20 protein-coding genes are annotated in these 26,305 nt (G+C 52.2%); 18 read left to right on the forward strand and 2 right to left on the reverse strand.

The window, feature by feature from the left end; all coding sequences use genetic code 11:
* Nucleotides 1-96 precede the first annotated feature (96 nt).
* Complete coding sequence (locus tag ACFL9S_RS10640; RefSeq protein WP_405261831.1) at nucleotides 97-726, reverse strand: phosphatase PAP2 family protein; 630 nt, start codon at nucleotides 724-726, stop codon at nucleotides 97-99.
* A 248-nt stretch (nucleotides 727-974) separates the two neighbouring features.
* Here ACFL9S_RS10640 and udk point away from each other — a divergent pair, with 248 nt between their 5' ends.
* The 3 genes from udk to asmA all read left to right on the forward strand — a co-directional run bounded on the left by udk (nucleotide 975) and on the right by asmA (nucleotide 4,247).
* Nucleotides 975-1,616 carry a uridine kinase gene (gene udk / locus ACFL9S_RS10645; RefSeq protein ID WP_133841520.1) on the forward strand — a complete coding sequence of 214 codons (642 nt, stop codon included), beginning with the start codon at nucleotides 975-977 and terminating at the stop codon, nucleotides 1,614-1,616.
* 23 nt (nucleotides 1,617-1,639) lie between these two features.
* Nucleotides 1,640-2,221, forward strand: coding sequence for a dCTP deaminase (gene dcd / locus ACFL9S_RS10650; protein WP_133841521.1), 582 nt, complete (start codon nucleotides 1,640-1,642; stop codon nucleotides 2,219-2,221).
* A 178-nt stretch (nucleotides 2,222-2,399) separates the two neighbouring features.
* Nucleotides 2,400-4,247 carry an outer membrane assembly protein AsmA gene (gene asmA / locus ACFL9S_RS10655; RefSeq protein ID WP_405261832.1) on the forward strand — a complete coding sequence of 616 codons (1,848 nt, stop codon included), beginning with the start codon at nucleotides 2,400-2,402 and terminating at the stop codon, nucleotides 4,245-4,247.
* 418 nt (nucleotides 4,248-4,665) lie between these two features.
* Here the strand turns inward: asmA and ACFL9S_RS10660 are convergent, their stop codons facing one another.
* Nucleotides 4,666-6,231, reverse strand: coding sequence for a TerC family protein (locus ACFL9S_RS10660; protein ID WP_405261833.1), 1,566 nt, complete (start codon nucleotides 6,229-6,231; stop codon nucleotides 4,666-4,668).
* Nucleotides 6,232-7,045: 814 nt separating this feature from the next.
* Here ACFL9S_RS10660 and wbaP point away from each other — a divergent pair.
* The 15 genes from wbaP to wecA all read left to right on the forward strand — a co-directional run bounded on the left by wbaP (nucleotide 7,046) and on the right by wecA (nucleotide 26,294).
* Nucleotides 7,046-8,479, forward strand: coding sequence for an undecaprenyl-phosphate galactose phosphotransferase WbaP (wbaP, locus tag ACFL9S_RS10665; protein ID WP_405261834.1), 1,434 nt, complete (start codon nucleotides 7,046-7,048; stop codon nucleotides 8,477-8,479).
* A gap of 116 nt (nucleotides 8,480-8,595) precedes the next feature.
* Entirely contained in the window at nucleotides 8,596-9,729 is a 1,134-nt protein-coding gene (locus ACFL9S_RS10670) for a polysaccharide export protein (RefSeq protein WP_405261836.1), read from the forward strand.
* Between the two features lie 15 nt (nucleotides 9,730-9,744).
* Nucleotides 9,745-10,179, forward strand: coding sequence for a protein tyrosine phosphatase (locus ACFL9S_RS10675; protein ID WP_405261837.1), 435 nt, complete (start codon nucleotides 9,745-9,747; stop codon nucleotides 10,177-10,179).
* Between the two features lie 11 nt (nucleotides 10,180-10,190).
* The gene (wzc, locus tag ACFL9S_RS10680) at nucleotides 10,191-12,371 is read left to right on the forward strand and encodes a tyrosine-protein kinase Wzc (protein WP_405261838.1); all 2,181 of its coding nucleotides are present in this window, start codon (nucleotides 10,191-10,193) and stop codon (nucleotides 12,369-12,371) included.
* Between the two features lie 89 nt (nucleotides 12,372-12,460).
* A complete protein-coding gene (locus ACFL9S_RS10685) occupies nucleotides 12,461-13,366 on the forward strand; it encodes a glycosyltransferase family 2 protein (protein ID WP_405261839.1) in 906 nt (301 codons plus the stop codon).
* A 36-nt stretch (nucleotides 13,367-13,402) separates the two neighbouring features.
* Nucleotides 13,403-14,527 (forward strand): EpsG family protein, encoded by a 1,125-nt coding sequence (locus ACFL9S_RS10690; protein ID WP_405261840.1) that lies wholly within the window; start codon nucleotides 13,403-13,405, stop codon nucleotides 14,525-14,527.
* Between the two features lie 95 nt (nucleotides 14,528-14,622).
* A complete protein-coding gene (locus tag ACFL9S_RS10695) occupies nucleotides 14,623-15,375 on the forward strand; it encodes a glycosyltransferase family 2 protein (protein WP_405261841.1) in 753 nt (250 codons plus the stop codon).
* 18 nt (nucleotides 15,376-15,393) lie between these two features.
* Nucleotides 15,394-16,428 (forward strand): glycosyltransferase, encoded by a 1,035-nt coding sequence (locus ACFL9S_RS10700; RefSeq protein ID WP_405261842.1) that lies wholly within the window; start codon nucleotides 15,394-15,396, stop codon nucleotides 16,426-16,428.
* 89 nt (nucleotides 16,429-16,517) lie between these two features.
* Nucleotides 16,518-18,734, forward strand: a complete 2,217-nt coding sequence (locus ACFL9S_RS10705; RefSeq protein WP_405261843.1) for a phage tailspike protein — start codon at nucleotides 16,518-16,520, stop codon at nucleotides 18,732-18,734.
* Between the two features lie 143 nt (nucleotides 18,735-18,877).
* Complete coding sequence (gene wcaK, locus ACFL9S_RS10710; RefSeq protein ID WP_405261844.1) at nucleotides 18,878-20,128, forward strand: colanic acid biosynthesis pyruvyl transferase WcaK; 1,251 nt, start codon at nucleotides 18,878-18,880, stop codon at nucleotides 20,126-20,128.
* A gap of 4 nt (nucleotides 20,129-20,132) precedes the next feature.
* Nucleotides 20,133-21,356: a glycosyltransferase gene (locus ACFL9S_RS10715; protein ID WP_405261845.1), complete on the forward strand. Its 1,224-nt coding sequence runs from the start codon at nucleotides 20,133-20,135 to the stop codon at nucleotides 21,354-21,356.
* Nucleotides 21,353-22,693 (forward strand): lipopolysaccharide biosynthesis protein, encoded by a 1,341-nt coding sequence (locus tag ACFL9S_RS10720; RefSeq protein ID WP_405261846.1) that lies wholly within the window; start codon nucleotides 21,353-21,355, stop codon nucleotides 22,691-22,693. The genes ACFL9S_RS10715 and ACFL9S_RS10720 overlap by 4 nt, the downstream gene beginning before the upstream one ends.
* Nucleotides 22,694-22,841: 148 nt before the next feature.
* On the forward strand, nucleotides 22,842-23,738 hold the full coding sequence (galF, locus tag ACFL9S_RS10725) for a UTP--glucose-1-phosphate uridylyltransferase GalF (protein ID WP_405261847.1): 897 nt from the start codon (nucleotides 22,842-22,844) through the stop codon (nucleotides 23,736-23,738).
* A 45-nt stretch (nucleotides 23,739-23,783) separates the two neighbouring features.
* Entirely contained in the window at nucleotides 23,784-24,797 is a 1,014-nt protein-coding gene (galE, locus tag ACFL9S_RS10730) for a UDP-glucose 4-epimerase GalE (protein WP_405261848.1), read from the forward strand.
* A gap of 447 nt (nucleotides 24,798-25,244) precedes the next feature.
* A complete protein-coding gene (gene wecA, locus ACFL9S_RS10735) occupies nucleotides 25,245-26,294 on the forward strand; it encodes a UDP-N-acetylglucosamine--undecaprenyl-phosphate N-acetylglucosaminephosphotransferase (protein ID WP_405261849.1) in 1,050 nt (349 codons plus the stop codon).
* Nucleotides 26,295-26,305: the final 11 nt, after the last annotated feature.

Consider the following 26,305-nt stretch of genomic DNA (forward strand, 5'->3'; position numbering starts at 1 on the left):
GAAATAAGCGATGCAGCGGCAAATGGGCAATCAAAAGATCGTCTTATTCGGACGATTGAACGGGCGCTATCCCGCGCCTGAGGGCATTTTTCGCCATTACCGGCGCAATTTGAGCAACTCCTCGCGGGTCCAGGCGTGGTCGATACCGGCGATCTGCACAGACAGGCGTTGCAGGAACTGTTGAGTGGTGGCGATGCGGCCATGACCAATCAGCAGCAGCGGCACCAGCAGGGCAATGCTCAGTTGCCACAGTGAGAATCCGCGCGGGCGGATATGGCGCTGGCCTATCAGGAATGCGCTGCTCAGTGTAAAGCCGAGGATCAATCCGCAGATCACTTCACTGACGGAGTGATAATGTAATACCAGACGCGAGATGCCCACCATCAGCGGGATCAGATAGCCGACCGCAATCGCAGCAGTACGCCAGATCGTCGGCAGACGCGCACTCAACAGCCAGAGCATGACCGGCCAGAGGGTCGCAGACATTGCGCTGTGGCCGCTGAAGCCGGTGAAATTGAAACGGGCGCTGCCAATACCAAACCCCAGGAAGGCGATTTTTGACAGGCTGACAACCGCGCCTGCGGTGCAGAAGGCCAGCAGCCAGTACCAGGCAGTGCGTTTATTGTCGCTTTTCCGGTGGAGTAAAAACGCCATAATGGCAGCGGTGGGGATCAGCAACATGCTGTCGCCAAAGTAGGTTAAAATATGGACAATATGCCAGGCCACACGGTTTCCTTTTTACTGTTTTTCTGTCCATCAGTTTAACGATGAAAGTGATTGTCGCCTAACGGGAAAGTCTGAAAAAGTTGCAGGCGCTTTTTGCTGGCATCAGCAGGGCTAACTCCCTATAATTGCGCCCGCTATGCCCTTCATATTTCAAGCCGCAGGTGCGTTTTTTGGCGTTTTTGCCTGCACCTCGAAATCTGCCGGGTTATGCTTACCCTTATATTGTCTCAGAACCAGGTCTTTAATATATGACTGACAAGTCGCATCAGTGCGTCATCGTAGGTATCGCAGGCGCTTCAGCCTCGGGAAAAAGTCTTATTGCCAGTACGCTGTATCGTGAAGTCCGCGACCGCGTGGGCGATGAAAATATTGGTGTCATCCCCGAGGATGCCTACTACAAAGACCAGAGCCACCTCACCATGGAGGAGCGGGTCAAGACGAACTACGATCATCCCAGCGCCATGGACCACAATCTGCTGTTGCAGCACTTGCAGATGCTGAAAGCCGGGCAGGCGATTGAGCTTCCCGTGTACAGCTATGTGGAACATACCCGCACCCAGCAAACCATCTGCCTTAAACCGAAGAAAGTGATCATCCTTGAGGGGATTTTGCTGCTGACGGATGCGCGGCTGCGTCAGGAGATGAACTTCTCTATTTTCGTTGATACCCCGCTGGACATCTGTCTGATGCGTCGTATGAAGCGCGATGTGAACGAACGCGGTCGCTCCATGGATTCGGTGATGGCACAGTATCAGAAGACAGTGCGCCCGATGTTCCTGCAATTTATTGAACCTTCAAAACAATACGCTGACATCATTGTGCCGCGTGGCGGCAAAAACCGTATTGCCATTGATATCCTGAAAGCGAAAATTAATCAGTTCTTCGAGTAATCGAAGCGTCTGTGGAGTGCACCATGAGATTATGTGACCGCGATATAGAAGCCTGGCTCGATAATGGCAAACTGGGCATTGATCCCCGCCCACCGGTTGAACGTATCAATGGTGCCACCGTTGATGTCCGCCTGGGCAATCAGTTCCGCACTTTTCGCGGTCATACAGCTCCTTTTATTGATTTAAGTGGACCGAAAGACGAAGTCAGCGCCGCGCTGGAACGCGTGATGAGCGATGAAATTGTGCTGCCGGAAGGCGATGCATTTTACCTGCACCCCGGTGAACTGGCGCTGGCGGTGACGCTGGAGTCGGTAACGATACCTGACGATTTGGTGGGCTGGCTGGATGGGCGTTCTTCACTGGCGCGTCTCGGGCTAATGGTTCACGTGACTGCTCACCGTATTGATCCGGGCTGGCAGGGCCGGATTGTGCTGGAGTTCTATAATTCAGGTAAACTGCCGTTAGCTCTGCGTCCAGGCATGCTGATTGGCGCACTGAGTTTTGAGCCACTGTCGGGGCCCGCAGCGCGCCCTTATAACAGCCGCCAGGATGCGAAATACAAAGGTCAGCAGGGCGCGGATGCCAGCCGTATCGACAAAGATTAAATACCCGGCATCATTCAAGCTGCAGATGCGTTGGCTTCACCCGCTCGCCCCGGTCACATAGTTATCTATGCTCCCGGGGACTTACGGGCTTGCCGCCTTCCTGCAACTCGAATGATTTAGGGTATAAGCAGCTACATTTCTTTGATTTCAGGCTGCAGAAAATGGTTTAAGGAGAGGCATGAAAAGATTTATCACTACCCTTGCCATACTTTTAGTGGTGATGGTGGCGGGTATGACCGCACTGGTCGTGCTGGTCAATCCTAATGATTTTCGCGCCTACATGATCCGCCAGGTGGAGCAGCGTAACGGCTATCAACTGGCGCTCAATGGCGATCTGCGCTGGCACGTCTGGCCGCAGCTTAGTATCCTTTCCGGGCCAGTTACCCTGACTGCACCGGGCGCCGCGCAGCCGGTTGTCAGTGCGCAAAATATGCGCCTGGACGTCAATCTGCTGCCGCTGCTTTCCCACCAGCTTTCTGTCAAACAGGTGATGCTGAAAGGTGCCGTGGTGCGCCTGACCCCAGACAGTGAGAGCCAGCGTCCGGCCGACGCGCCGATTGGCCCCGCCGATAAAGGCAATACTTCATCCGTCAGTGATGTTACGCACGGCTGGAAGTTCGACATTTCCCATTTGCGCATTGCGGATAGCCTGCTGGTCTGGCAACAGACCAACGGAGAGCAGCTTAACGTCCGCGATTTCAATCTGGCGCTGGATCAAACCCAGGCGCGCCGTGCGCATATCACGCTGAGCAGCCGGATTAACCGTGACCAGCGCGAGCTGCAGCTCAATCTCGACAGCGATCTGGACATTACCGATTATCCCCGGCGTATCGGAGCGGTGATCAATCAGTTTGATTATCAACTGAAAGGTGCCGATCTCCCTCAGGATGGCGTAAAGGGAAGTGCCCAGATGAAAGCCCACTGGACGGCGCTGACCCAGCAGTTCAGCCTGGAGGAGATCAACCTCAGTGCGAATGACAGTCAACTCACCGGCACGGTATCGGGTTCACTCGGCACGCGCCCTCAGGTGGTGGCCAGTCTGCACGCGGCCAGTCTCAATCTGGATGCCCTACTGGGTCTGAACCAGGTTGCGGCGGGCGATGCCACGGGGACTGAAAAGCGTTCAGGTCCTGCGCCAGTGATTGCCACACCGCCAGAACATGATAATGCCAATTCACCGCTTAATGCGATGGATGGTCAGCTTGCTCTGATGGCCGACAAACTGAACTGGCGTGGACTGGAGATGAACAAGGTGCAGTTGGACGCATCCAGCAACGGTGGATTACTGACGGTGAAAACGTTCAGTGGTCAGGCCGCTGATGGCAGCTTCTCTCTGCCGGGAACGATTGACGTGCGTAGCGCACAAACCAAAGTGGCATTACAACCGGACCTGAAGCAGTTTGCGCTCACGCCGTTGTTGAAAGGGCTTGAGTTGCCCAATAACGTCAGCGGAGCGCTGTCGCTGAAAGGGGACTTCCACGGTGAGGGGCTGACCGTAGATGCCTTTAAGCGGCAGTGGCAGGGCAAGGCAGAGATGAGCATCCTTGATGCGCAGTTTGCAGGTCTGAACTTCCAGCAGTTGATCCAGCGCGCGGTAGAAAATAACAGTACCAAAGTGCGCGGTCAGAATGACGACAGCCAGCCCAATCTGCAACAAATCCAGGGGAGCGTGGCGCTTAATAATGGCGTGTTTGATTTTGGTCGCCTTGATGCCCGTTCGGATCAGCTGAATTATACCGGCGCTGGCATGATTGATGTGGTGAAAAGAACGCTGGATATCCGCTTTGGCGTGACGGTGACGGCAGGCTGGAGCGGTGACAGTACGCTGGTTCAGCGCCTGCAACAAACGCCAGTGCCTTTACGTATTTATGGTCCGTGGTCTGCGATTAACTATAACCTGAGAGTCGATCAGGTACTGCGTGACCAGATCCGTGATGAAGCCCGCCAGCGGCTGAAACAGTGGATTGAGCGTAACCCGGATAGCAATAACAAAGATGATATGAATAAGCTGCTGAAAGGTCTGTGATTTTGTAGGGGTCGACCCCTGAGGTATCCCCATAAAGTCAGACCGGCATGACGAGCGGTCGACCAGTGACGCTGGTCTGCACGATTGTCCAGGTCAACGTCAAGGGCGTTTCGCTTTCCCGCTGCGCGGGCTGAGCGACCCAGGGTGGGCAGTCGCCCCCTTCAACGTCAAAATCCAGGTCAAAACCCAACCCGAAAACAACTCAGAACGCGTAGGGGCGGACCTTCTTTTTCGGTCCGCCCGTGATGTTGAGCAGGGTGCGGCCCCTGTTTTACGGGGCGATCGGAAAAGATGATCGTCCCCTACACCCGATCACAATGGCCCCGGACCTGAAGCCAGACTGCCAGCCATTCATTTTTGTGGGGATCCCTCAGGGGGCGACCATTTTTTCTGGTCGACCCGGCACCGTCCGATGGCATTACACGCCATCATTCTGCGGTATAATCTGCACCTTCTGCACGCGGTGGCTGTCAACCTGCAATGTACGGAACAGGTAATCCCCCACCTGGACCTCTTCCCCTGCCTGCGGTATGCGCTGCAAATGCTCCATCAGTAATCCTGCCAGCGTCAGATATTCGCGTTTCTCATCCAGTACCAGCGGCAAGTGCATCGCCAGGTCGTCGAGCGGCATATGACCATTGGCGGTCCAGCTACCGTCGGCATTCTGTTGAATGTCGTAGCGCGGATCGATCTTCTCCCCTTCGTTTGGCAGATTCCCTGCGATGGTTTCCATCACATCACTCAGCGTCACGATCCCCTCGACCGAACCAAACTCATCAACGACAAACGCAAAATGGGTTCGGGCGGTGCGGAACTGCTCCAACGCAGGCAACAGGGCCAACTGCTCGGGGAAGATCAAGGGCTGGCGGATCAGCGCGCGCAAATCAAGGTCATTGCCATGCAGCGCCTGCTTCAGCAGGTCAATAACATGTACCACCCCGAGGGGTTCATCGCTGTTTTCAGTAATGATCAACCGCGTATGCTGATTATTGTCCAGCAGCGCCATGATTTTTTCCGGCGACTCTGCCAGGTCGATATGCTCAATATCATGACGCGAGGTCATGATGCTGCGAACGCTGCGCTGGCCCATTGCCAGTACGCGCGCAATCATCATGCGCTCCTGCTTGTTGAAGATCGCTTTGCGCCCGGCATTATCGGCAATCAGTGATGAGGTCTCCGCATCCAGTTCCGCCTGCTCGTGGTGGCCGCGCAGCAGCCTGAGTACCGCTTCTGCGGTGCGTTTACGCAGCGGCGATTTTGCGGAGAGGAAACGGCGACGGTTAAACTGTGCCAGCTGATTCAGGGCTTCAATAATCACCGAGAAACCGATGGCGGCGTACAGGTAGCCTTTCGGAATATGATAGCCAAAGCCATCGGCCATCAGGCTGAAGCCGATCATCAGCAGGAAGCTGAGACAGAGAATAATGATGGTCGGGTGACCGTTAACGAAACGTGTCAGGGGTTTACTTGCCAGCAGCATCAGGAAGATGGCAATAATCACCGCCGCCATCATAACCGCGAGGTGATCAACCATTCCCACCGCGGTAATCACTGAGTCCAGCGAGAACACCGCATCCAGCACCACAATCTGTGCCACCACCGGCCAGAATCGTGCCCCACGTTTTTGCGGGCCTTCCTCTTCATCCTTACCTTCCAGCCGCTCGTTCAATTCCATCGTGGCTTTAAACAGCAGGAATACACCGCCGACCAGCATGATCAGATCGCGGGCACTAAAACCGTGGCCGTTGACGCTAAACAGAGCATCGGTCAGTGATGACAGCCAGGAGATAGAGGCCAGCAGGCCCAGACGCATCAGCAGGGCCAGCATCAGGCCAGTGACGCGGGCACGGTCGCGCAGTGCCGGAGGAAGTTTTTCCGCCAGGATGGCAATAAACACCAGGTTATCAATACCCAGGACCAGTTCCAGCAGGACTAGCGTGACCAGGCCGGCCCAGATTGACGGGTCGGCGATCCATTCGAACATTGTTTTCACCTGAACAGCATATGAGATCATCAATGATGAGTCGGAATCGTCACCATTTCAACCAGTAATCCGGGCGTATTGTCTTATGGCATCAGGGATGGACGATAAATCAGCTTTATCGCCGGATTAATAACCATCGGTTACCGAAATTCTTAAACTGTTTCTTTTCAGGATTAATCGTATAGGGCCAGATTGATTAAAGAGTAATACTTATAACCTGAATACACGGAAGTAGGATAATTCTTAATTTTCGACAGGGAATTAATCTTAATTTTACTGTGAGAGGAGTAGGGCAATGAGTGGTACTGACGCAACAGCAACGTAGTCTTATTCCTAAAAGAAGGTACGGGCGGGGGGAGCCTCTTGTAAACAGGCCAGTTATAACTAGTATAGCAACGTGTTACTGAATGTCTGCGTGGATGTTGTATTTAGCGCAGTACTGACGGATTAAATGTTGATTTATGTGAATGAAGACACATTTCCGTTGATAAAAACGCTAAAACCTGACGCTAAAAATGGCAGGTAAACAACATGAAACGGCAACATTTTACAGCGCATTGGCAGCTACAAGCCAGGGGCGGTAGCGTGTCCTGACGAGTCTTGAGACTGTTCAGGAAGCGCCGCGGAACAGTAAACGTTCATGTTGATTTTCTTGCCAAAATCTCTAGCCGCTATGCCAGCTACGATGACCTTTTTGTCAGACTCCCTAAATAAGTTTCCTGTGAAATAACTGATGTGTTGATTAAATACTCATCTCACCAGGTCAGAGACCAATAAAACACAGGCTTCCTAAGATAAAAATTACGAGTTAACTATGCGCGATATTGAATTTACCTTTAAAGGGTTGTTAATAAAACTGTCATTGGCTCTCTCAGATCTCATCTGTTTTAATGCGGCACTGGCTGTGGCCATTTTGCTCATTAATAGTTTTCCTGGTGATATTCTGTCAGATATACCTGCCATCGATTTCAAATTGACTATTGCTACACACATTATGCTTTCTGTTGTTTGTGTGGGGTGGTTCTGGGTGAGATTACGCCATTACACTTACCGCAAACCCTTCTGGTTTGAGTTAAAAGAAGTCTTCAGAACCGTCTTAGTGTTTTCGATTATTGCACTGTCAGTGAGCGCATTATCTAAATGGGAATTGTCCCGTTGGATATGGGTATTAACCTGGCTGCTGGCGATGGTGATGATCCCGGTCGGACGTGCCGTGGTGAAACGGGTGCTTAATCGTAACAATCTGTGGAAAAAACAGTCCATCATTTTGGGCAGCGGTAAAAATGCCGAAGAAGCGTATCAGGCGCTGCAAAGCGAAGAAGTGATGGGCTTTGATGTGGTGGCCTTCTTTGATGTGGATGGCAGCCAGCCCGCTCATGAACTCTTCGGTATCCCGGTCGTGAAAGACGAGCAGGCGCTATGGGCAATCGTGAACAGCGAAACGCAGTTTATCGTGGCAGTAGAATATGAACAGAGCCAGTCACGCGACCTGTGGCTGAAAAATCTGGCCAAACATAACTGCCGTTCCGTTTCCGTCATCCCTTCACTGCGTGGCGTGCCGCTTTATGGCACAGATATGGCCTACATCTTTAGCCATGAAGTGATGATCCTGCGGGTGAACAACAATCTCGCCAAGCGCACCTCGCGCTTCCTGAAACGTACCTTTGATATCGTTGGCGCGCTGGGGATTATCACCATGCTGTTGCCGGCCTTAGCTGCACTGATCTTTATGGTGTCACGCGATGGTGGGGCACCTATCTACGGCCACGAACGCGTTGGCTTCAAGGGCCGCAAATTTAAGTGTCTGAAATTCCGCTCTATGGTGGTGAACTCGAAAGAGGTGCTGGAAGAGGTGCTGCGCACTGATCCGGCAGCCCGTGAAGAGTGGGATAAAGACTTTAAGCTGAAAAATGACCCGCGCATTACCCGCGTTGGACATTTTATCCGTAAGACCAGCCTTGATGAACTACCGCAATTATGGAATGTCGTGCGCGGTGAAATGAGTCTGGTGGGGCCACGTCCGGTGATTGAAGCCGAACTGGAACGCTATGCGGGTGATGTTGATTACTACTATATGGCTAAACCAGGCATGACCGGATTGTGGCAGGTGAGTGGACGTAATGATGTTGATTACGAAACGCGTGTCTACTTCGACTCCTGGTACGTGAAAAACTGGTCACTGTGGAACGATATCGCCATCTTGTTCAAAACCGTCGGTGTGGTTCTGAAACGTGATGGGGCGTATTAAAACAAAGCAGGGGGCCTTACAAATACAGTGCCTGATTAGAAGTCTTAGCAATTTTTAGACGCTACACAGCGGCGGTCTCGCCATTCACATTCATATTACTGATAGCGATAAACCAGATGATTAAAATCAAAACTAAATTGATACCCCTGCTGGTTTCAGCAGCATTCCTTTCCGGTTGTACTATCGAGCCGGGCAGCCACCTTTCCACCACGGGTAAAGATGTTGTCAAGCAGCAGGTCAGTGATTTTGACATCGACAAATACGTTAATGTCTTCCCGCTAACGCCGGGTCTGGTTGAACGCATGCGACCAAAACCGATTGTGGCACAGGCAAATGAAGCCCTGCAGCGTGAGTTGCAGGCTTATGAGTATCGCATTGGCGTTGGTGATGTTCTGACGGTAACCGTCTGGGATCACCCGGAACTGACCACCCCATCTGGTCAGTATCGTAGCGCCAGCGACACCGGTAACTGGGTCCATTCTGATGGCACTATTTTCTACCCGTATATCGGTAAAGTCCGTGTAGCCGGTCGTACGGTGCAGGAAATCCGTGATGAGATCGCCCGCCGTCTGTCGCAATACATTGAAACCCCGCAGGTGGATGTCAGCATTGCGTCATTCAAATCACAAAAAACCTATGTAACCGGTGAAGTGACCACGTCTGGCCAGCAGGCGATCACCAACGTGCCGTTGACCATTCTTGATGCCGTCAACGCCGCGGGCGGGTTAACCGCCAACGCCGACTGGCGCAACGTGGTGCTGACGCACAACGGCCGCGAGCAGCCTATTTCATTACAGGCGCTGATGAAGAACGGTGACCTGTCGCAAAACCATCTGTTGTATCCCGGCGACATTCTTTATGTGCCGCGTAATGATGACCTCAAAGTGTTCGTTATGGGTGAAGTTAAACAGCAGACCACACTGAAAATGGACCGCAGCGGCATGACGCTGTCGGAAGCGCTGGGCAATGCTCAGGGCATGGATCAGACCGCTGCTGATGCAACGGGTGTCTTTGTGATTCGTCCAACCAAAGGACCTAACCGCAGCAAAATCGCCAACATCTATCAGCTCAATACTAAAGATGCCGCCGCGATGGTAATGGGTACCGAGTTCCAGTTAGAACCTTATGACATCGTTTATGTCACCTCTACGCCGCTCACCCGTTGGAACCGCGTGATTTCACAGCTCGTTCCAACCATCAGCGGTGTTTACGATGCGACACGTACCGTGCAGACGCTTCATAACTGGTAACCGTCGGAAAACATTATGATTAATTCAATCTTAGTTGTTTGTATCGGAAATATCTGCCGTTCCCCCACCGGGGAACGCCTGCTGAAATCCGCACTACCTGAGAAGAATATCGCATCCGCGGGATTGGGGGCCATGGTCGGCCACGCTGCTGACGACACTGCCAGCAGCGTGGCCGGTGAAAATGGTGTGTCACTGCACGGGCATGTGGCACAGCAACTCACGTCAGGCATGTGCCGGGATTATGATTTGATCCTGGTGATGGAAAAAAAACATGTCGACCAGGTCTGCCGCATCAACCCTTCCGTACGTGGCAAAACCATGCTGTTTGGACACTGGATCAATCAGCAGGAAATCGCCGACCCGTATAAGAAAAGCCGCGATGCCTTTGAGGCCGTGTACGGAATCCTTGAAAACGCTGCCCAGAAATGGGTCAACGCATTAAGCCGATAGTTGGGACTTCCATGAAAATAAAAAGTAAGGCACCGTCAGCGCCTCAAGACGATTCAAACGGGTTTGATCTGGCGCATCTTGTGGGACAGTTCATTGACCATCGCTGGATAATCGTTGCAGTAACGGCGTTATTTATGTTGATGGGCACGCTCTATAGCCTGTTCGCCACGCCGATTTACAGTGCGGATGCCATGGTGCAGGTTGAGCAGAAAAATGCCAACACCGTGTTGAACGACCTGTCGCAGATGATGCCGAATGCACAACCCGCCTCAGCGACTGAAGTGCAAATCGTGACCTCACGTATGGTGTTGGGGAAAACGGTGACAGACCTCGGACTTGATGTGCTGGTGCAGCAGGACTATTTCCCGGTTATCGGTCGCGGCCTGTCACGCATGATGGGCAATAAGCCACAGCAGATTGCTATTTCACGCATGAAAGTGCCGGCCATCTGGGATAAACGCCAGGTAACGATCGAAGTGGATGGCCCGGACAGCTACACCGTCAGCAAAGATGGCGATGAGCTGTTTAAAGGTAAAGTTGGCCAGTTTGAACAGCACGGCGATGTCACCATGCTGGTTAGCGACATTCAGGCAGAGCAAGGCACCAGCTTCACCGTGTCTAAACTGAGCGACCTGCAGGCGATTAAACTGATCTTCAATAACCTGACCGTTGCGGATATGGGTAAGGATACCGGCGTGCTGGGCCTGACCTATACCGGTGAAGACCCGGTGTTAATCAGCCAGGTGCTGAACCAGGTGATTAACAACTATCTGTACCAGAACATTGAGCGCAAATCAGAAGAAGCCGAGAAGAGCCTGGCGTTCCTGAAGGAGCAGCTGCCTGATGTTCGCCGCAAACTGGATGTCGCCGAAGACAAGCTGAATACTTTCCGTCGCCAGAATGACTCCGTTGATGTGTCGCTGGAGGCGAAGTCCGCGCTCGACTCTTCTGTCAGCATTCAGACGCAGCTGAACGAACTGACTTTCCGTGAAGCGGAAGTGTCACAGCTGTTTAAGAAAGATCACCCGACTTACCGCGCATTACTGGAAAAACGGGCGACGCTGGAAGATGAGCAGAAAAAGCTGAACGGCAAAATCAGCCAGATGCCACAGACTCAGCAGGAAATCGTGCGTTTAACGCGTGATGTGCAGGCAGGGCAGGAAATCTACATGCAGCTGCTGAATCGTCAGCAGGAACTGAGTATCAGTAAGGCCAGTACCGTGGGTGATGTCCGCATCATCGACCATGCGGAAACCGCGGGTACACCGGTTGCACCGAAAAAACTGTTGCTGATTCTGGCCAGTCTGGTGGCAGGCCTGGTGGTATCGGTGGGTCTGGTGCTGCTGAAAGCGCTGTTCCATCATGGCATTGATAACCCGGAACAGCTGGAAGAGCTGGGTCTGAGTGTTTATGCCAGCGTACCGCTTTCCGAATGGCAGCGTAAGAAAGATGCCGAAGCACTGGCAAAACGTAACCTGAAAGGCAAAACAGACCCGCACAACACGCTGCTGGCACTGGGCAACCCGACGGACCTCTCCATCGAAGCGATCCGCAGCCTGCGTACCAGCCTGCACTTCGCCATGATGGAAGCGAAAAACAACATTCTGATGATTACCGGTGCCAGTCCGGGGATCGGTAAAACCTTTATCTGTTCTAACCTGGCCACGCTGGTGGCGAAAGCCGGTCAGAAAGTGCTGTTTATCGATGGCGATATGCGTCGCGGTTATACCCACGAACTGCTGGGTGCCGAGAGCAAAAATGGCCTGTCGAATATTCTGTCCGGTAAGACGCCGTTCAGCGCGGATCTGGTGCAGCACGGTGACTTCGGCTTTGATTTCATCGCGCGTGGACAAGTGCCGCCTAACCCGTCTGAGCTGCTGATGCACAACCGCATGAATGAGCTGCTTGACTGGGCCAGCAAGAACTATGACCTGGTGTTAATTGACACCCCACCGATTCTGGCTGTGACCGATGCATCTATTATCGGCAAGCTGGCGGGAACCTCTCTTATGGTGGCGCGTTTCGAAACCAACACCCTGAAAGAAGTGGAAATCAGCTACAAGCGTTTCGCCCAGAACGGTATCGATATTAAAGGGGTGATCCTCAACGCCGTGGTACGTAAGTCAGCCAATGCCTATGGCTACGGTTATGACTATTACGACTACAGCTACAAGCAGGATGCGAAAAGCTAATATCCCTGAGGAACCTTTATACCGAAAGGGTAAAGGTTCCTTTTTTTGTGGTGAGTGTTTGTTTGTAACCGTTTAAAAGGTGCCTGGCAATGAAGGATATTCTCTTTTCGATCGTCATTCCTGCATATAATGCATCCGAATCTATCGTGACCACGCTGGATTGTGTGGCGGCGCAGAGTTACCAGAATTTCGAAGTGATCATCGTGGATGATAAATCGGCCGATGCCGATAAACTGGCCGCGCTGGTGCAGTCAGAACGTTACCGCCAGCTGAAGATCAATCTGGTGCTGTCGCAGGAAAAGTTGAACGGCTCCGGTGCGCGCAACAAAGGCATCGAACTGGCGACGGGCGATTACATCAGCTTCCTCGATGCGGATGATGAGTGGCACAAAGATAAGCTGGCAGAAAGCCTGAAGCTGATTCATCAGCTGGAAGGGCAGGGCAAGCAGAAGTTCGTGATTTACAGCCAGGTCAACATTATTCAGGATGGTCAGTTCCTGAAAGTGCTGCCGTTGCAGCAGGTCGGGCGCAATGAAACCGTGGCCGAGTATCTGTTTGGCTGCTACGGCTTTATCCAGACCAGCACCATCGTGCTGAAGCGCGAATACGCCCAGGACATCCGCTTTGATCAGAAGTATATCCGTCACCAGGACTACGACTTCTGCATCCGTGCTGACAAACTCGGCTACGAGTTTGTGATGATTGACCAGCCGCTGGCTAACTATCACCTGGTCACCAAATTTGGTTCTAAACATAAAGGCGAGTCGGTGAAGTATTCCTTCTTCTGGCTCGACAACATGAAACCGTACCTCACCCAGCGTGATATTCACACCTACAAAGCGTACAAGCTGCCGCTGCGATATAAAATGGACGGCAAATCGTTCCAGGCCAGCCTCAGCTTTGCCCGCTACTTTTTCTTAACCAATAAAGATAACCGCACTTACTTCCTCAATCGTGTCAAAGACAAACTTCGGGCCAGGCTCGGAGGGAAGTAACGTGAGCAGAAGAATAATAATTGGGTGGGAAACGCTATGGCAATATATTGGATAGTCAGTTACAGCATACTGATTTTATGTTTCTTTGAACTGGCAACGATTAACCAGGCGAATGAGCCGAAAATGAAGCGCGTGACCACCTACTTCTTCTTTATTGCGGTGGTGGCGCTGATTATGTTTGCGGGCTTCAGGGGCCCCAACTCCGGCATTGATGACTGGCAGTATCTGGGGTTCTTCTACGACTTCTCCCGTCAGTCCAGTATCAGTGGTTATGAAACCGTGGCGGATATTTACCGTTACGAAAACCTGTTTATGTTACTGGCGTGGGTATTGTCGTGGTTCACCCATGAAAGCTACTTTTTCCTGCTGTTTGTCAGTTTTATTGCGGTATCAACCAACGCCTGGATTTTCAAAAAGTATTCGCCGTTGATCCTCTGTTCGCTGTGCCTTTACTCAGCGCATCTGTTTATCAACAAGGATATGAACCAGATTCGTTTCGGGCTTTCCAGCGCCTTCGCCGTGGCCTGCATCTGTTCGGCCGCCGGGCGTAAATATTTTCTGGCGTTTGTCTTTCTGGCGTTCAGTACCCAGTCGCACTCCACGGGTTATGCGGTACTGATGGTGCTGCCGTTCCTGTTCCTGCGTGAGCGTAAATACTTCGGTATTGCGATGGTGCTGGCGGCGATCCCGCTCGGTCTGATCGGCGGGAAAAAGCTGTTCCTGGACTCACTGGGGATTGTTCCGGTGATCGGGGACCGCGCAATGGGCTACAGCGGAACGGTATTTGATGCAGCCTCGCCGGTCTTTGGCCTGGCGAACTTAAAAAATATCGCCTTTATTGCCTTCTTTACGGTGGTCTATTTTAACCGGCCGATCAAAGAAGAAGATCGCATTGCCTACATTCTGTTTATCGCTTACTCGGCCGGTGCCGCCGTGCGTATCGTTTTCTCGGACTTCTCCATTATCGGTGGGCGCGTCGGGAACCTGTTCCTGCACTGTGAACCGTTATTGCTGGCGTTTTTGATGATGCGTATCCGTCACACGCTGCTTAACTTTGGGCTGTTGTTTGCCATGACCTCTTATTATCTGGCCTACAACACCATTCTGTCGGTGCAGTCGATCAACGGTTACAGCATTGCGCCGTTATTCCGTCTGTTTTAACGCAAGCGGGCGAGGCGTGACTCGCCCGTAATCTTCGACAGAAATATTTCCCAGGGGTCAGGCATGCCTGACCCGTAATAAAAATAGGGTATCAGATGAATAATCAAATCGGCACGGTAGGGATTATTATCCCGATGTACAATGCGCGCGCGACGGTTTTGCGGGCGGTGCAGTCGGTGATTGATCAAACGTATACCGACTGGCGGATCTATCTGATTAATGATAAATCCACCGATGACTCACTGGAATTTGTGCAGCAGCATTGTACGGACCCGCGTATTACCATTCTCAGTAATGACGTTAACCTCGGTGCAGCAGAAACACGCAACGTGGGATTAAACGCCGCGACGGAACCTTTTATTGCCTTCCTCGACAGTGACGATGAGTGGGTCAGCGATAAGCTGATGTTGCAAACCGCCTGCCTGGCGGCCGGTGATGACCTGGTGATCAGTGATTATAACTACCAGTCACGCACCAAATCATACGATGTTCGCTACGGTAAACCTGCGCTGCTGAAGGATAACTTCGTTAAAAAGCAGTTCCGCATCTGCTTCTCTTCTGTTTGTTATCGTCGCCCGGCGCGTCAGGTGCTGTTTAAGAAGAAAGGGCATGAAGATTTCCTGTTCCTGTATGAACTGTTCGATCAGTACAAGCAGGCACGGGTGATTGATAAAAATCTGGTGACCTATTACGAGATGGGGGATTCCCTGTCGCGTAATAAAAACAAAGCGGCGAAATGGCACCTCGATCTGCTCAAGTTCATTTATAAAAATAATCCGCTGAAAGTGTATTACTACTACGTCTGGTACATGGTTAATGGCGTGTTGTTTACCTTAAAACATCGCTGATCTGAGGTGGTTGAAATAATGAAAAAAATCGTACTGGTCATCAAGGATGCGTATTCCTATGCCGGAACTGAGAATATCTGTAACTTCATGTCAGAATGCTTCGGTGAGCAGCATGAGGTGACCCTCTATTCACTGGAAGGATCGGGAGAACCGTTTTATCCTTTCAGCCAGGTACAGCAGATTATCAGCTTCGCTGGCGAAAAAAATCCGCTTAAGGCCGCCGTAAAACAGATCCAGCAGCAGCGGTTCGATGCGGTATTTCTGATTAGCATGGGCCGCCTGAGCGTGATGTTTGCGCTCTACAGCATGATGACCCTCAAAAAGAAAACCGCCCGCGTCTACGCCTGTGAGCATGTGGCGATTAACTCCTTCAGTAAACCGATCAAACTCCTCAAGTATCTGATGCTGCGCTATTACGATCGTGTGATCGTACTGACCGACAAAGACCATCAGGTGTTCAACGGCTGGAATATCGCCAGCAAAACCATCCCCAATCCTGTGGTGTACAAAAACCTTCAGCGCACAACGCGGCATTATCGGGCGCTGGCGGTCGGACGTCTGGATCATCAAAAAGGTTTCGACCTGCTGCTGGATGTCTGGCAGGGCTTTGTTGCCACCAATCCTGACTGGACGCTGGTGATTGCCGGTGACGGCGAGCTGAAAGATGAGCTAGTCGCGCAGGCCGCACGGCTGAACATCAGCGACAGCGTGAATTTCGTTGGCCGCGTCAGCAACATCAACGACTACTACCGCGACAGCGATATGGCCCTGATGACCTCGCGCTACGAAGGTCTGCCGCTGGTGCTGCTGGAAGCCAAGTCCTGGTCACTGCCTGTTGTCGCCTATGACTGCCCGACCGGGCCGCAGGAAATTATTCACCATCAGCAGGATGGCTTCCTGGTAGCGATGAACGACAAAGCGTGCTTCATCGACAGTATGAATCAGATCGCCCATGACGATGACCTGTTCTATGCCATGAGCGCCAGTACCCAAACCACGGCCCTTAAATTCGACGGCCGCGTGATTAAAGAGAGCTGGCTGTCCCTGGTGTAAGGGCAGTTAAGGTTCTTATTGAGTATCTCTGGACAGCCATTTCCTGCCTGCTTTGCAGGCTCCAAAAAATTGACCACGGGATAACACCAATGAAAAGAAGAGAATTACTCACGGCGTTCTCGTCGATTCTTGCAGGGCTTTCTGTCAGCTCAATTTCCAGTGCGGCAGCGGCGAAAAGCGATCCTTCTCTGGCGCTAAAAGGGATCCCATCCGGTGAACTGCCGAAGGGCGATGTGCCGATTCTGACGCCGGAAAATGTCTACACCATGCCAGACCAGTTCTGGAAGAATTTCAACGGTAAATTGTATATCGGTAAAGCGGGCACTGACCCGACTCAGTCCGGTAATCTGATTAACCTCTATCTGCGCGATGCCTCTGGCAACCTGTCACAGATTCAGCAGCCGGTGGCGCTGAATAAAGGTAACTTTGAGCAATTTATTAATGATAATGCGGCGTTAATTGCCGATCCTTCACATTCCATGGCGGTGGTTGATGATGGCGGAAACACGCTGTTTAACATCCCTGACGTGACCCGTGGCGCGAACAATTTCAGCCAGCGTCTGGCGCAGCCCGCCGGGTATCAGCTGATTGGGGAAATCCCCTCGGTTGACGATCTGCGTAAAACGCGCCCGCTGTTTAGTGGCGCAAAAATTAAGCTGAAAAGCTGGCATGACGGGCTGGAAGTGGGCGGCGGCGAGTTTGTAGGCACACTGGAAGCCGCGAAAGACGACGGCGGGGTGACGATCTCCTCCGGTGCGGATTACCACTGGCGCCGCGTGGTGGAAGACTTTAACCGCCTGACGCTGTTTGACTTCGGTGCGATTGCCGATGGTAAAACCGACAGCGCACCGGCTATCAAAGCGATGTATCAGTGGGCGCAGGATGCGAACCAGCAGATCTGCCTGCAATTCCCTGCGGGCACCTTCTTCGTCAGTGCCTGTGACTTCTCCCAGCTGCAGACGCGCTTTTTCCGCGTCTCCGGTGCGATGGTTAACTTTGGCTATTTCCCGGCCACCACCCTTGTTTCTGACGGTGATTCTGACTTTGTTTTCAAGGTCAACACCCGCTGGGTGGAAGTCAGCAATCTGCAATTTAACGGTCGCACCGACACCCAGCCGAACAAGCAGGGCTTCTTCGATAACCAATGCGAAGGCGGCCAGTATTTCCGTGGTGCCTGCCTGCGCTTTGTGCGCGTCGGTGGCACGGCAATTAGCCTGATGGATACCCTCGATTGCAAAATTGATCAGTGGTATGCGCTGCGCTGTAGCGGCGACGTGATCAAATCCGTCTGGTCCAATGCACCGAAAGGGAAATGGGATCACAGCACGGCCATCGAGCTGTCCAACTTTAACGCTCAGTACTGTACCGACGGCAAGGTGCTGAACCTGCAACGCTGCGGTCAGTCGCTGATCCACAACGGCTGGATTGAACATACCGAATTCCCCGGCGATATCTCCAACGGGCAGTGGATCATTGATGCCCTGAGCCTGGAAACCTGTAAGAACCCGCTGATTGCGCACAACTCGCGCCTCAATATGCGCCAGACCAATCTTCAGGCCGGTAGCTGGATTGACAATTCTCTGGCGGAAGGCGAGTGGCTGGGCGCCTGGGAGCGCGGCTCTACGCGCGTGGAATCCTACGGCGTGGCGGTGGATGGCAGTATGAAATACAACTACCTCACCTCACGTTTTCGCATTGAAAACAACAGCGACCAGCAGAAGTGGGTGGAGCTGGGCAATATCTATACCCCGGATGTCGGCGATGCCTGGGAGATTGAAATCTTCGGTCAGTCCTCCTTCAGCAACGGCAGCGGCAATGCGCCGCTCAACAAAGTGGTGGGTGACAAAACCACCGGCGGAAGGGCGATTGTCAGCCTGCAACGGAAAACCCACAAGTTTGAAGCGTCATGGCATGCCGAAGGGGCCAGCCCGGTGCTGGATGTGATGATTGTGACGCCGCACGACACCGATGTGCGGGTGTTTGTCAAAATTGATGGCTGGGTCGCTTCAGCGGGTGTGTTGATCAAAACCACCGCCAAAGACCGCTTCAAGACCGGCCGCTGCGCACGCTTCGACAGCAGCATGGCCTTTGGCAAGCCGCCGTCAGGAAAAGATGTCAGCCGTGCCAGCCAGCGTTTCAGCCTGCATAACGGCAAGGCCGGGATCGGCGCGAATGAGGCGGGGGATTTGCTGATGGCTTCCCGTCCACTCACCGCCGACCAGGTCAATACCGATCACCCGGAAGGCTTCGTTTCTATCGTGCTTAACGGCAAACAGGTCGCCATTCCGTACTTTTCACTGAAATAACCGTCAGTTTTCCGTTAAGACCAGGCAATTTCAGAGTTATCAGGCTGTTTTTCCTCGGGCAGGACAGGCAGCCTGTTTTAAACGATTCAGCAGCATTGATGGGCTTAGCCTGTAAAAATTACAAAAATTTTTCTGGAGTAGTTATGAAGATTTTATTAGTTGGCAATCATACATGTGGAAATCGTGGTGATGGCGCTATTTTACGCGGGATTATTGATTCGTTGAACCTGGCAAGGAACGATCTTGATATTGATGTTATTAGCCGTTATCCAACCAGTTCTGGTTACCTGCTCCAGCAAGACATTTTGCCTGATGCGCTCTTTTTGCAGACCAAAAAGGGCAAAAACAAGATCGTCGATAAGATCAAACGCCGCCTGATGCCAAAAATCATGATGGCGCACATCGCGAATAAGGGTGTGTTCAAGCTGTTTCCTGTACCGCAGTATTTGCAGGAATTTAGCGACAACCTGAAGCAGTACGATGCGATTATCCAGGTCGGCGGTTCGTTCTTTGTCGATCTGTACGGTCCGTTGCAGTTTGAGCACTCACTCTGTGCGCTGCTGGCGAAGAAGCCGATCCATATGATTGGTCACAGCGTCGGTCCGTTCCAGAAGCCGCGTTTCAATGAAATTGCCAACTTCGTGTTTGACCGCGTCGACAGTCTGGTGCTGCGCGAAAGCGTCAGCCTGGAGATGATGAAGCAGGGCGGTATCACCACCGGGAAAGTGGTAAAAGGTGCTGATACCGCCTTCCTGGTCCGCGCACGTGAGGTGGCAGATCCGGGGCATAACCTCGTTCACTGGCAGCAGGTGATTGGCCAGCAGAAAACCATCGCCATTACCGTGCGTGAACTGGCGCCCTTTGATAAACGCCTGGGTGTCACTCAGCAGGAGTACGAAGCGGCGTTTGGCCGGGTGATCAACGCGATGATTGCACGGGGTTATCAGGTTGTCGCCTTCTCTACCTGTACCGGCATCGACAGCTATAACAAAGATGACCGTATGGTGGCGATGACCCTGAGCGATCATATTGAGCAGAAAGATAAGTACCACGTGATTATGGATGAGTTTAACGACCTTGAGCTGGGCATCATGCTGGGTCAGTGCCATCTCACGATTGGCACCCGTTTACACTCCGCGATTATCTCAATGAACTTTGGGACGCCCGCGGTGGCGATTAACTACGAGCACAAATCTCTGGGCGTGATGAACCAACTGGGGCTGCCCGATATGGCCAGCGATGTGAAGAGTCTGATGGACGGCAGCATTATCACCCGGGTGAATAATGTGCTGGATAATTATGATGCGGTGAAGCAGCAGGTGGATACCGCTGTGGAACAGGAACGGATCCTGGGTAACCGTATCACTGACGACGTGGTCAAACGCTTAGGGTGAGCCAATGAAACTGACATTTTTCACGATGCGATTTCCGGTTTCCTCGGAAACCTTCGTACTGAACCAGGTAACGCACTTTATTGATATCGGCTACGACGTTGAGGTCATTTCGGTATTTCCGGGTGACCTGGTCAACCGGCACGGTGCGTTTGACCGCTATAATCTGGCTGAGAAGACCCATTATCTGCTGCCGGAAGAGAAGGTCAGCAATACGGATAAGCTGAAACAGCGTCTGCAAATCGTGTTGCCGAAAATTCTCAATACCGCCACGTTAAAATCCTTCAATATCGGGCGCTACGGCGCCCAGTCCAGCAAGCTGCTGTTACCGGCGATTGTTGCCGCCAACAAAACCCCCTTCGTTGCCGATGTATTTTTGGTGCACTTCGGTTATGCCGGGGCGCTCGCTAACAAACTGCGTGAGCTGAAGGTGTTGCAGGGCAAACAGGCGACCGTGTTCCACGGTGCCGATATTTCACGCCGCCATATCCTCGACGAGCATAAAGAAGACTATGCGCGCCTGTTTACCCAGACCGAGCTGCTGCTGCCTATTAGCCATCTGTGGGAAAACAAGCTGATCAGCATGGGCTGCCCGGCGGAGAAGATCCATGTGACGCGTATGGGCATCGAGCCGGAGAAATTCAATCTCAAAATCAGGGATTCGCTCCATCAGCCGCTGCGCATTCTCTCCGTGGCGCGCCTCACCGAGAAGAAAGGGTTGGGCGTGGCAATCGAGGCCTGCAAAATCCTCAAGGCCCAGGGCGGGCAGTTTGAGTACACCATTGTCGGTAACGGCGACCTCGAAGAGGAACTGCGTGCCACCATCGCGGCGGCCGATCTGGCTGACTGCGTGAAAATGGTCGGCTTTAAGCCGCAGGAAGAGATCAAACGCTATCTCGATGAAGCCGATATCTTCCTGCTGCCGTCCCTGACGGCAGCGGATGGTGATATGGAAGGCATTCCGGTGGCGCTGATGGAAGCCATGGCCGTTGGGCTGCCGGTGGTGTCCAGCGAGCACAGCGGTATTCCTGAACTGATTGAACATAATGTCTCCGGCTGGCTGGCACCCGAGGGCGATGCCGAAGCCCTGGCCGCCATTCTGCTGAAGCTGTCACAGGGTGAGGCAGATGTCGCACCGGTGGTGGTGGCCGCACGTCACAAGGTGGAAACCGAATTTAACCAGCACATCGCTTACCGCGAGCTGGCAGAGATTCTGGAGCGATTAGCGTGAGTAGTTTAAAAAATCAGGCCGTATGGCTGTTTGGGGGGACCTGTTTCGCCGCCGTGTTACAGGTGATACAGCTTGGGGTGCTGGCGCGTAAGCTGGAAACCCACGAACTGGGCATTCTGGCGATTATCAACGCCATTCTGGCTGTGGCAATGGTGTTGCAGGATATGGGGATGAGCAGCTACATCGTGCATCGCCAGAACATTACTCGCAAAGAGCAGAGCACCATCTACTGGGTGAACGTGTTACTCAGCCTGCTGACCGGATTGCTGTTGATTGCCATTGCCTGGCCGATTGCACATTTCTACCACATCCCGGAACTCACCGGGCTGATTATGCTGACCAGCATCAACTTCCTGGTGCTGGGATCGCTGTCGCAGTATCAGGCGCATTTCGTTAAAGCCAAACGCATGGTGCTGCTGGCGAAGATCGAAATGGTCACTAAGTTTCTTGCCTTTGTGCTGACGGTGGGGCTGCTTTACTACTCGCCGCTCAATGTCTCCGCGGTGATCCTTGGCCTGTTTGCCAATGCCGCGATGCGCATTCTGTGCATGATCTGGTTTGGTGAGAAGTCCTGGCGGCCGACTTTCGAGTTTGATAAATCGACGTTCTTTAGTTCGATGAAGTACGGTGTGTATCAGCTGGGTTCGCAGACAATTAACCAGTTACGTACCCAGGCCGACTCCCTGATTGTCGGTAAAGTGATGGGGGCGGAAATGCTCGGGGTGTACTCGCTGGCGAAAGAGCTGGTGCTGCAACCCCTGAAACTGGTGACGCCAGTCATTAATCGCCTGGCACTACCACGCTTTGCTGAGAAACAGCACGAGCCAGCGCAGTTGCAGAAGCTGTTCCTGAAAGGCACTTTTGTCATCATGCTGTTCAGCAGCCTGATGTACCTGGCGATTGGCATCCTTTCTCCGGTGGTGGTGCGCGTGCTTTATGGCCCGGCGCATGAGGCGGTCGGGCATCTGATCCCACTGATGCTGCTGTTCGGTATGCTGCGTCCGATGGGGGGATTGACCGGCGCGATTTCTCAGGCCAACGGCCGCACCAACGTTGAGTTCTGGTGGAACGTGGTGGCGAGCATCATCGTGGTGATGGTACTGGCAACGACCTGGATCTGGCCGAACGTCTGGTATGTGGCGCTGACGCTGTCGATTTCTCAGGTGCTGATCTCCGGTTTTGCCCATCCGTTCTTCATCAAACCGGTCATTGGCATTCCGTTCCTTCCTTACGCGCGCCAGTGGATGTCGGTGGCGGTGGTGTTTGTCGGGATCATGGCATTGGTCAGTTATTACGACCTGTTTATCCGACCGGAATGGTTCGCCGGTATCTTATAAGTCGGTAATAAATATAAGGTCACCTGGAGGGTGGCCTTTTTTATGGCTGGCCCTGGCTGCTTATTTTTCAGATTAAGATTATACTTGTGAATCATCTCTTTAATGCATAATCAGTGAACGTTTTTTACTTCATTTATATGGAAAAAATATGACCAAGCTTAAAGCAGTTATCCCAGTTGCGGGTCTCGGTATGCATATGCTCCCTGCTACAAAAGCCATTCCTAAAGAGATGTTACCTGTTGTCGACAAGCCGATGATTCAGTACATCATCGACGAGTGTGTCGCTGCGGGTATCAAGGAAATTGTCCTGGTCACTCATGCATCCAAGAATGCGGTTGAAAACCACTTCGATACGTCCTATGAGCTGGAAGCCCTGCTCGAAGCGCGTGTGAAACGTCAGCTCCTGAGTGAAGTGCAGTCTATCTGCCCGCCGGGTGTGACGATCATGAACGTGCGCCAGCCGCAGCCGCTGGGCCTGGCCAACTCCCTGTTATGCGCCCGCCCGATGCTGCACGATCAGGCTTTCGTGGTGGTACTGCCGGATGTGCTGCTGGATAACGCCAGTGCCGATCCGCTACGTTACAACCTTGCCGCGATGGTGGCACGCTTTGAAGAAACGGGTCGTAGCCAGGTACTGGCGCACCATATGCCGGATGTTGACCTGTCGGAATACTCCGTCATCACCACCAGGGAGCCGCTGGACTTCCCTGGCAAGGTAAGCTCTATTGTTGAGTTCGTGGAAAAACCAGATCAACCACAAACGCTGAACTCCGACCTGGCTGCGGTGGGTCGCTATGTGCTGTCTGCAGATATCTGGGCCGAACTGGAAAACCTTGAGCCAGGCGCCTGGGGCCGCTATCAGCTGACCGATGCGATTGCCAACCTGAACAAGAAGCAGCCTGTTGATGCGCATCTGCTGAGCGGCGACAGCTTCGACTGCGGTCGTAAACTGGGCTACATGAAAGCATTTGTGACCTGGGGCCTGCGTAACCATGCTCAGGGCCGCGAGTTCCGTGAAGAAATCCAAAAAATTCTGGCTAAGTAATCTCATTGATAATGACCGCGCCGGGCGTGGTCTGAAGGAGTCAACATGGCAATTTTAGTAACGGGCGGGGCGGGCTACATCGGTTCTCATACCGTGTTGTCGCTGCTGCAACGTGGCGATGATGTTGTCGTACTGGATAACCTGAGCAATGCCTCTCGCGAGTCGATTAACCGTGTAGAGAAACTGACGGGCAAAACTGCCACCTTCTGCGAAGGGGATATCCTCGACCGTGCCTGCCTGCGCGACATTTTTTCCAGCAATAGCATCAATGCCGTGATTCATTTTGCCGGGCTGAAAGCCGTTGGCGAATCCACCCGCAAACCGCTGGAGTACTACCAGAATAACGTTACCGGTACGCTGGTGCTGCTGGAAGAGATGCGCGCAGCTGGCGTGAATCAGTTTATCTTCAGCTCTTCTGCTACCGTCTACGGTGCCGATGCGCCGGTTCCTTATGTGGAAACCACGCCGATTGGCGGCACAACCAGCCCGTATGGCACCTCGAAGCTAATGGTTGAGCAGATCCTGCGCGACTATGCCAAAGCGAACCCGGAATTCAAAACCATCGCGCTGCGTTATTTCAACCCGGTGGGTGCGCATGAGTCTGGTCAAATTGGCGAAGACCCGAACGGTATCCCGAACAACCTGCTGCCGTATATTGCTCAGGTGGCCATTGGCCGTCTTGAGAAACTGGGCATATTTGGTGGTGATTACCCAACGAAAGATGGCACCGGTGAACGCGACTATATTCACGTAATGGATCTGGCTGAAGGCCATCTGAAAGCGCTGGATCATATTGCTGCGGTTGATGGCTATAAAGCCTACAACCTCGGTGCCGGGGTAGGGTACTCGGTGCTGGAAATGGTCAAAGCCTTTGAAAAAGCCGCAGGCAAGCCTGTGCCTTACCAGATCTCACCGCGCCGTGATGGCGATCTTCCGGCGTTCTGGGCAGATGCCTCGCTGGCGGACAAAGAGCTGGACTGGCGTGTTTCACGCGGTATCGATGAGATGATGCGCGATACCTGGAACTGGCAGTCGAACAATCCTAACGGATATCGTTGATTAAATTAGCTTAAGTATTATACAAAAAACTCCCGTCTCAGGGAGTTTTTTGTTTTACTGAGCACAGGGAGGTTGTTTTATATTTCAATCGCATCAGGTCCAAAAAATGACCTGAAGCGATGAATACACTGAAGTTGTTTTAAAAACACGCACATTTTGCAACGCAAGCGTACATTATCCAACCAAAAAAACACCGTAAGTCAAAAACCGGGTAGATTAAGCTTGTGCCGTCGTAGGCTAAGTATGAGAATTACCCCTCTTTACGTTAAGGCATATGTGAAATTGTTTCTGGGAGTATTCCTGGGAAAATGGAACGCGTCTCATAGCATAGTCCGACTACGCTTATAGGGGCGACTGCAAATAGAGCGATCTGGCAGCTATAGTCAGGGGCGGTAGCGTGGAGTCTGAATAAAAACATACTTATACTTCGTGAGCGCGGATACTAATATGCAAGATATCGTTCTCCTTTTTCCAGGCGCGTTAGTGCTGCTGTTTATGGCTCGTAAAGTCGCGCGGCGTGTCGGATTAGTCGATAAACCCAATGCACGTAAGCATCACAAGGGCAGTATCCCGCTTGTGGGCGGGGTGTCCATCTATTTTTCGATATGGTTACTGTTCGGTCTGCAACCAGGGTGGCTGCCAGAATTTCCTGCCTATATGTGCTGTATTACGCTGCTGCTTATCGTGGGGGGACTTGACGATCGTTTTGACCTTCCCGTATTACCGCGTGTGCTTTTACAGGTGGGAGTTGCAGGCATAATGATGTTGCAAGGGCTGTATCTCTCTTCGCTGGGCAACGTGCTGTTTGGTTATCCGCTGGTGTTGGGGGCTGCCGGCTACATGGTGACAGTGTTTGCCGTGATCGGGGCGATTAATGCATTCAATATGGTTGATGGCATTGACGGCCTGTTGGGGTCACTTTCCTGTGTTACTTTAGGAGCGTTGGGAATTGTTTTCTGGTTAGGGGGAAGCAATAACATCGCCAAGTGGTGCCTGAGTCTTATGGCTGCTTGCCTGCCCTATATACTTCTTAACTTGGGTATCCCGTGGGGCAAAAAATTCAAAGTGTTTATGGGGGATGCTGGCAGCATGTTGATAGGGTTTACCGTGATCTGGTTACTGATCGTCGCCAGCCAAGGGCCAGAAGCTGTCATGTGGCCGGTGACAGCACTATGGTTGATAGCAGTTCCTCTTATGGATATGATTCGCGTGATGATGGCGCGAGTGAAAAAAGGCTGTAGTCCATTTAGACCTGATAGAGAACATTTTCATCATATACTATTAAGGTGCGGATTTAGTGCGCATATCTCGCTATTCATACCAACAGTTCTATCAATAGCCTTAGCAATGATCGGTATATTTATCGAGAAACTAAACGTTTCTTCATCAATAAGCTTTTTTTTAATATTAATTATTTTCTATTTATATCTTAAAATTATTAATTTGCTATCAAAAATATCAGCAGCTAAGAATGATAATATTTCCATGACTGTATGAAATAAATTATT

Source organism: Erwinia sp. AnSW2-5 (assembly GCF_045107195.1).
Lineage (GTDB): Bacteria > Pseudomonadota > Gammaproteobacteria > Enterobacterales > Enterobacteriaceae > Erwinia.

Coding starts and splice junctions, on each gene's coding strand:
- ACFL9S_RS10685 (WP_405261839.1), top strand. CDS start 12,461: ATGAAGGATATTCTCTTTTCGATCGTCATTCCTGCATATAATGCATCC.
- wzc (WP_405261838.1), top strand. CDS start 10,191: ATGAAAATAAAAAGTAAGGCACCGTCAGCGCCTCAAGACGATTCAAAC.
- ACFL9S_RS10715 (WP_405261845.1), top strand. CDS start 20,133: ATGAAACTGACATTTTTCACGATGCGATTTCCGGTTTCCTCGGAAACC.
- asmA (WP_405261832.1), top strand. CDS start 2,400: ATGAAAAGATTTATCACTACCCTTGCCATACTTTTAGTGGTGATGGTG.
- wbaP (WP_405261834.1), top strand. CDS start 7,046: ATGCGCGATATTGAATTTACCTTTAAAGGGTTGTTAATAAAACTGTCA.
- ACFL9S_RS10660 (WP_405261833.1), bottom strand. CDS start 6,231: ATGTTCGAATGGATCGCCGACCCGTCAATCTGGGCCGGCCTGGTCACG.
- ACFL9S_RS10695 (WP_405261841.1), top strand. CDS start 14,623: ATGAATAATCAAATCGGCACGGTAGGGATTATTATCCCGATGTACAAT.
- wecA (WP_405261849.1), top strand. CDS start 25,245: ATGCAAGATATCGTTCTCCTTTTTCCAGGCGCGTTAGTGCTGCTGTTT.
- dcd (WP_133841521.1), top strand. CDS start 1,640: ATGAGATTATGTGACCGCGATATAGAAGCCTGGCTCGATAATGGCAAA.
- ACFL9S_RS10705 (WP_405261843.1), top strand. CDS start 16,518: ATGAAAAGAAGAGAATTACTCACGGCGTTCTCGTCGATTCTTGCAGGG.
- wcaK (WP_405261844.1), top strand. CDS start 18,878: ATGAAGATTTTATTAGTTGGCAATCATACATGTGGAAATCGTGGTGAT.
- udk (WP_133841520.1), top strand. CDS start 975: ATGACTGACAAGTCGCATCAGTGCGTCATCGTAGGTATCGCAGGCGCT.
- galE (WP_405261848.1), top strand. CDS start 23,784: ATGGCAATTTTAGTAACGGGCGGGGCGGGCTACATCGGTTCTCATACC.
- ACFL9S_RS10690 (WP_405261840.1), top strand. CDS start 13,403: ATGGCAATATATTGGATAGTCAGTTACAGCATACTGATTTTATGTTTC.
- ACFL9S_RS10700 (WP_405261842.1), top strand. CDS start 15,394: ATGAAAAAAATCGTACTGGTCATCAAGGATGCGTATTCCTATGCCGGA.
- ACFL9S_RS10675 (WP_405261837.1), top strand. CDS start 9,745: ATGATTAATTCAATCTTAGTTGTTTGTATCGGAAATATCTGCCGTTCC.
- galF (WP_405261847.1), top strand. CDS start 22,842: ATGACCAAGCTTAAAGCAGTTATCCCAGTTGCGGGTCTCGGTATGCAT.
- ACFL9S_RS10670 (WP_405261836.1), top strand. CDS start 8,596: ATGATTAAAATCAAAACTAAATTGATACCCCTGCTGGTTTCAGCAGCA.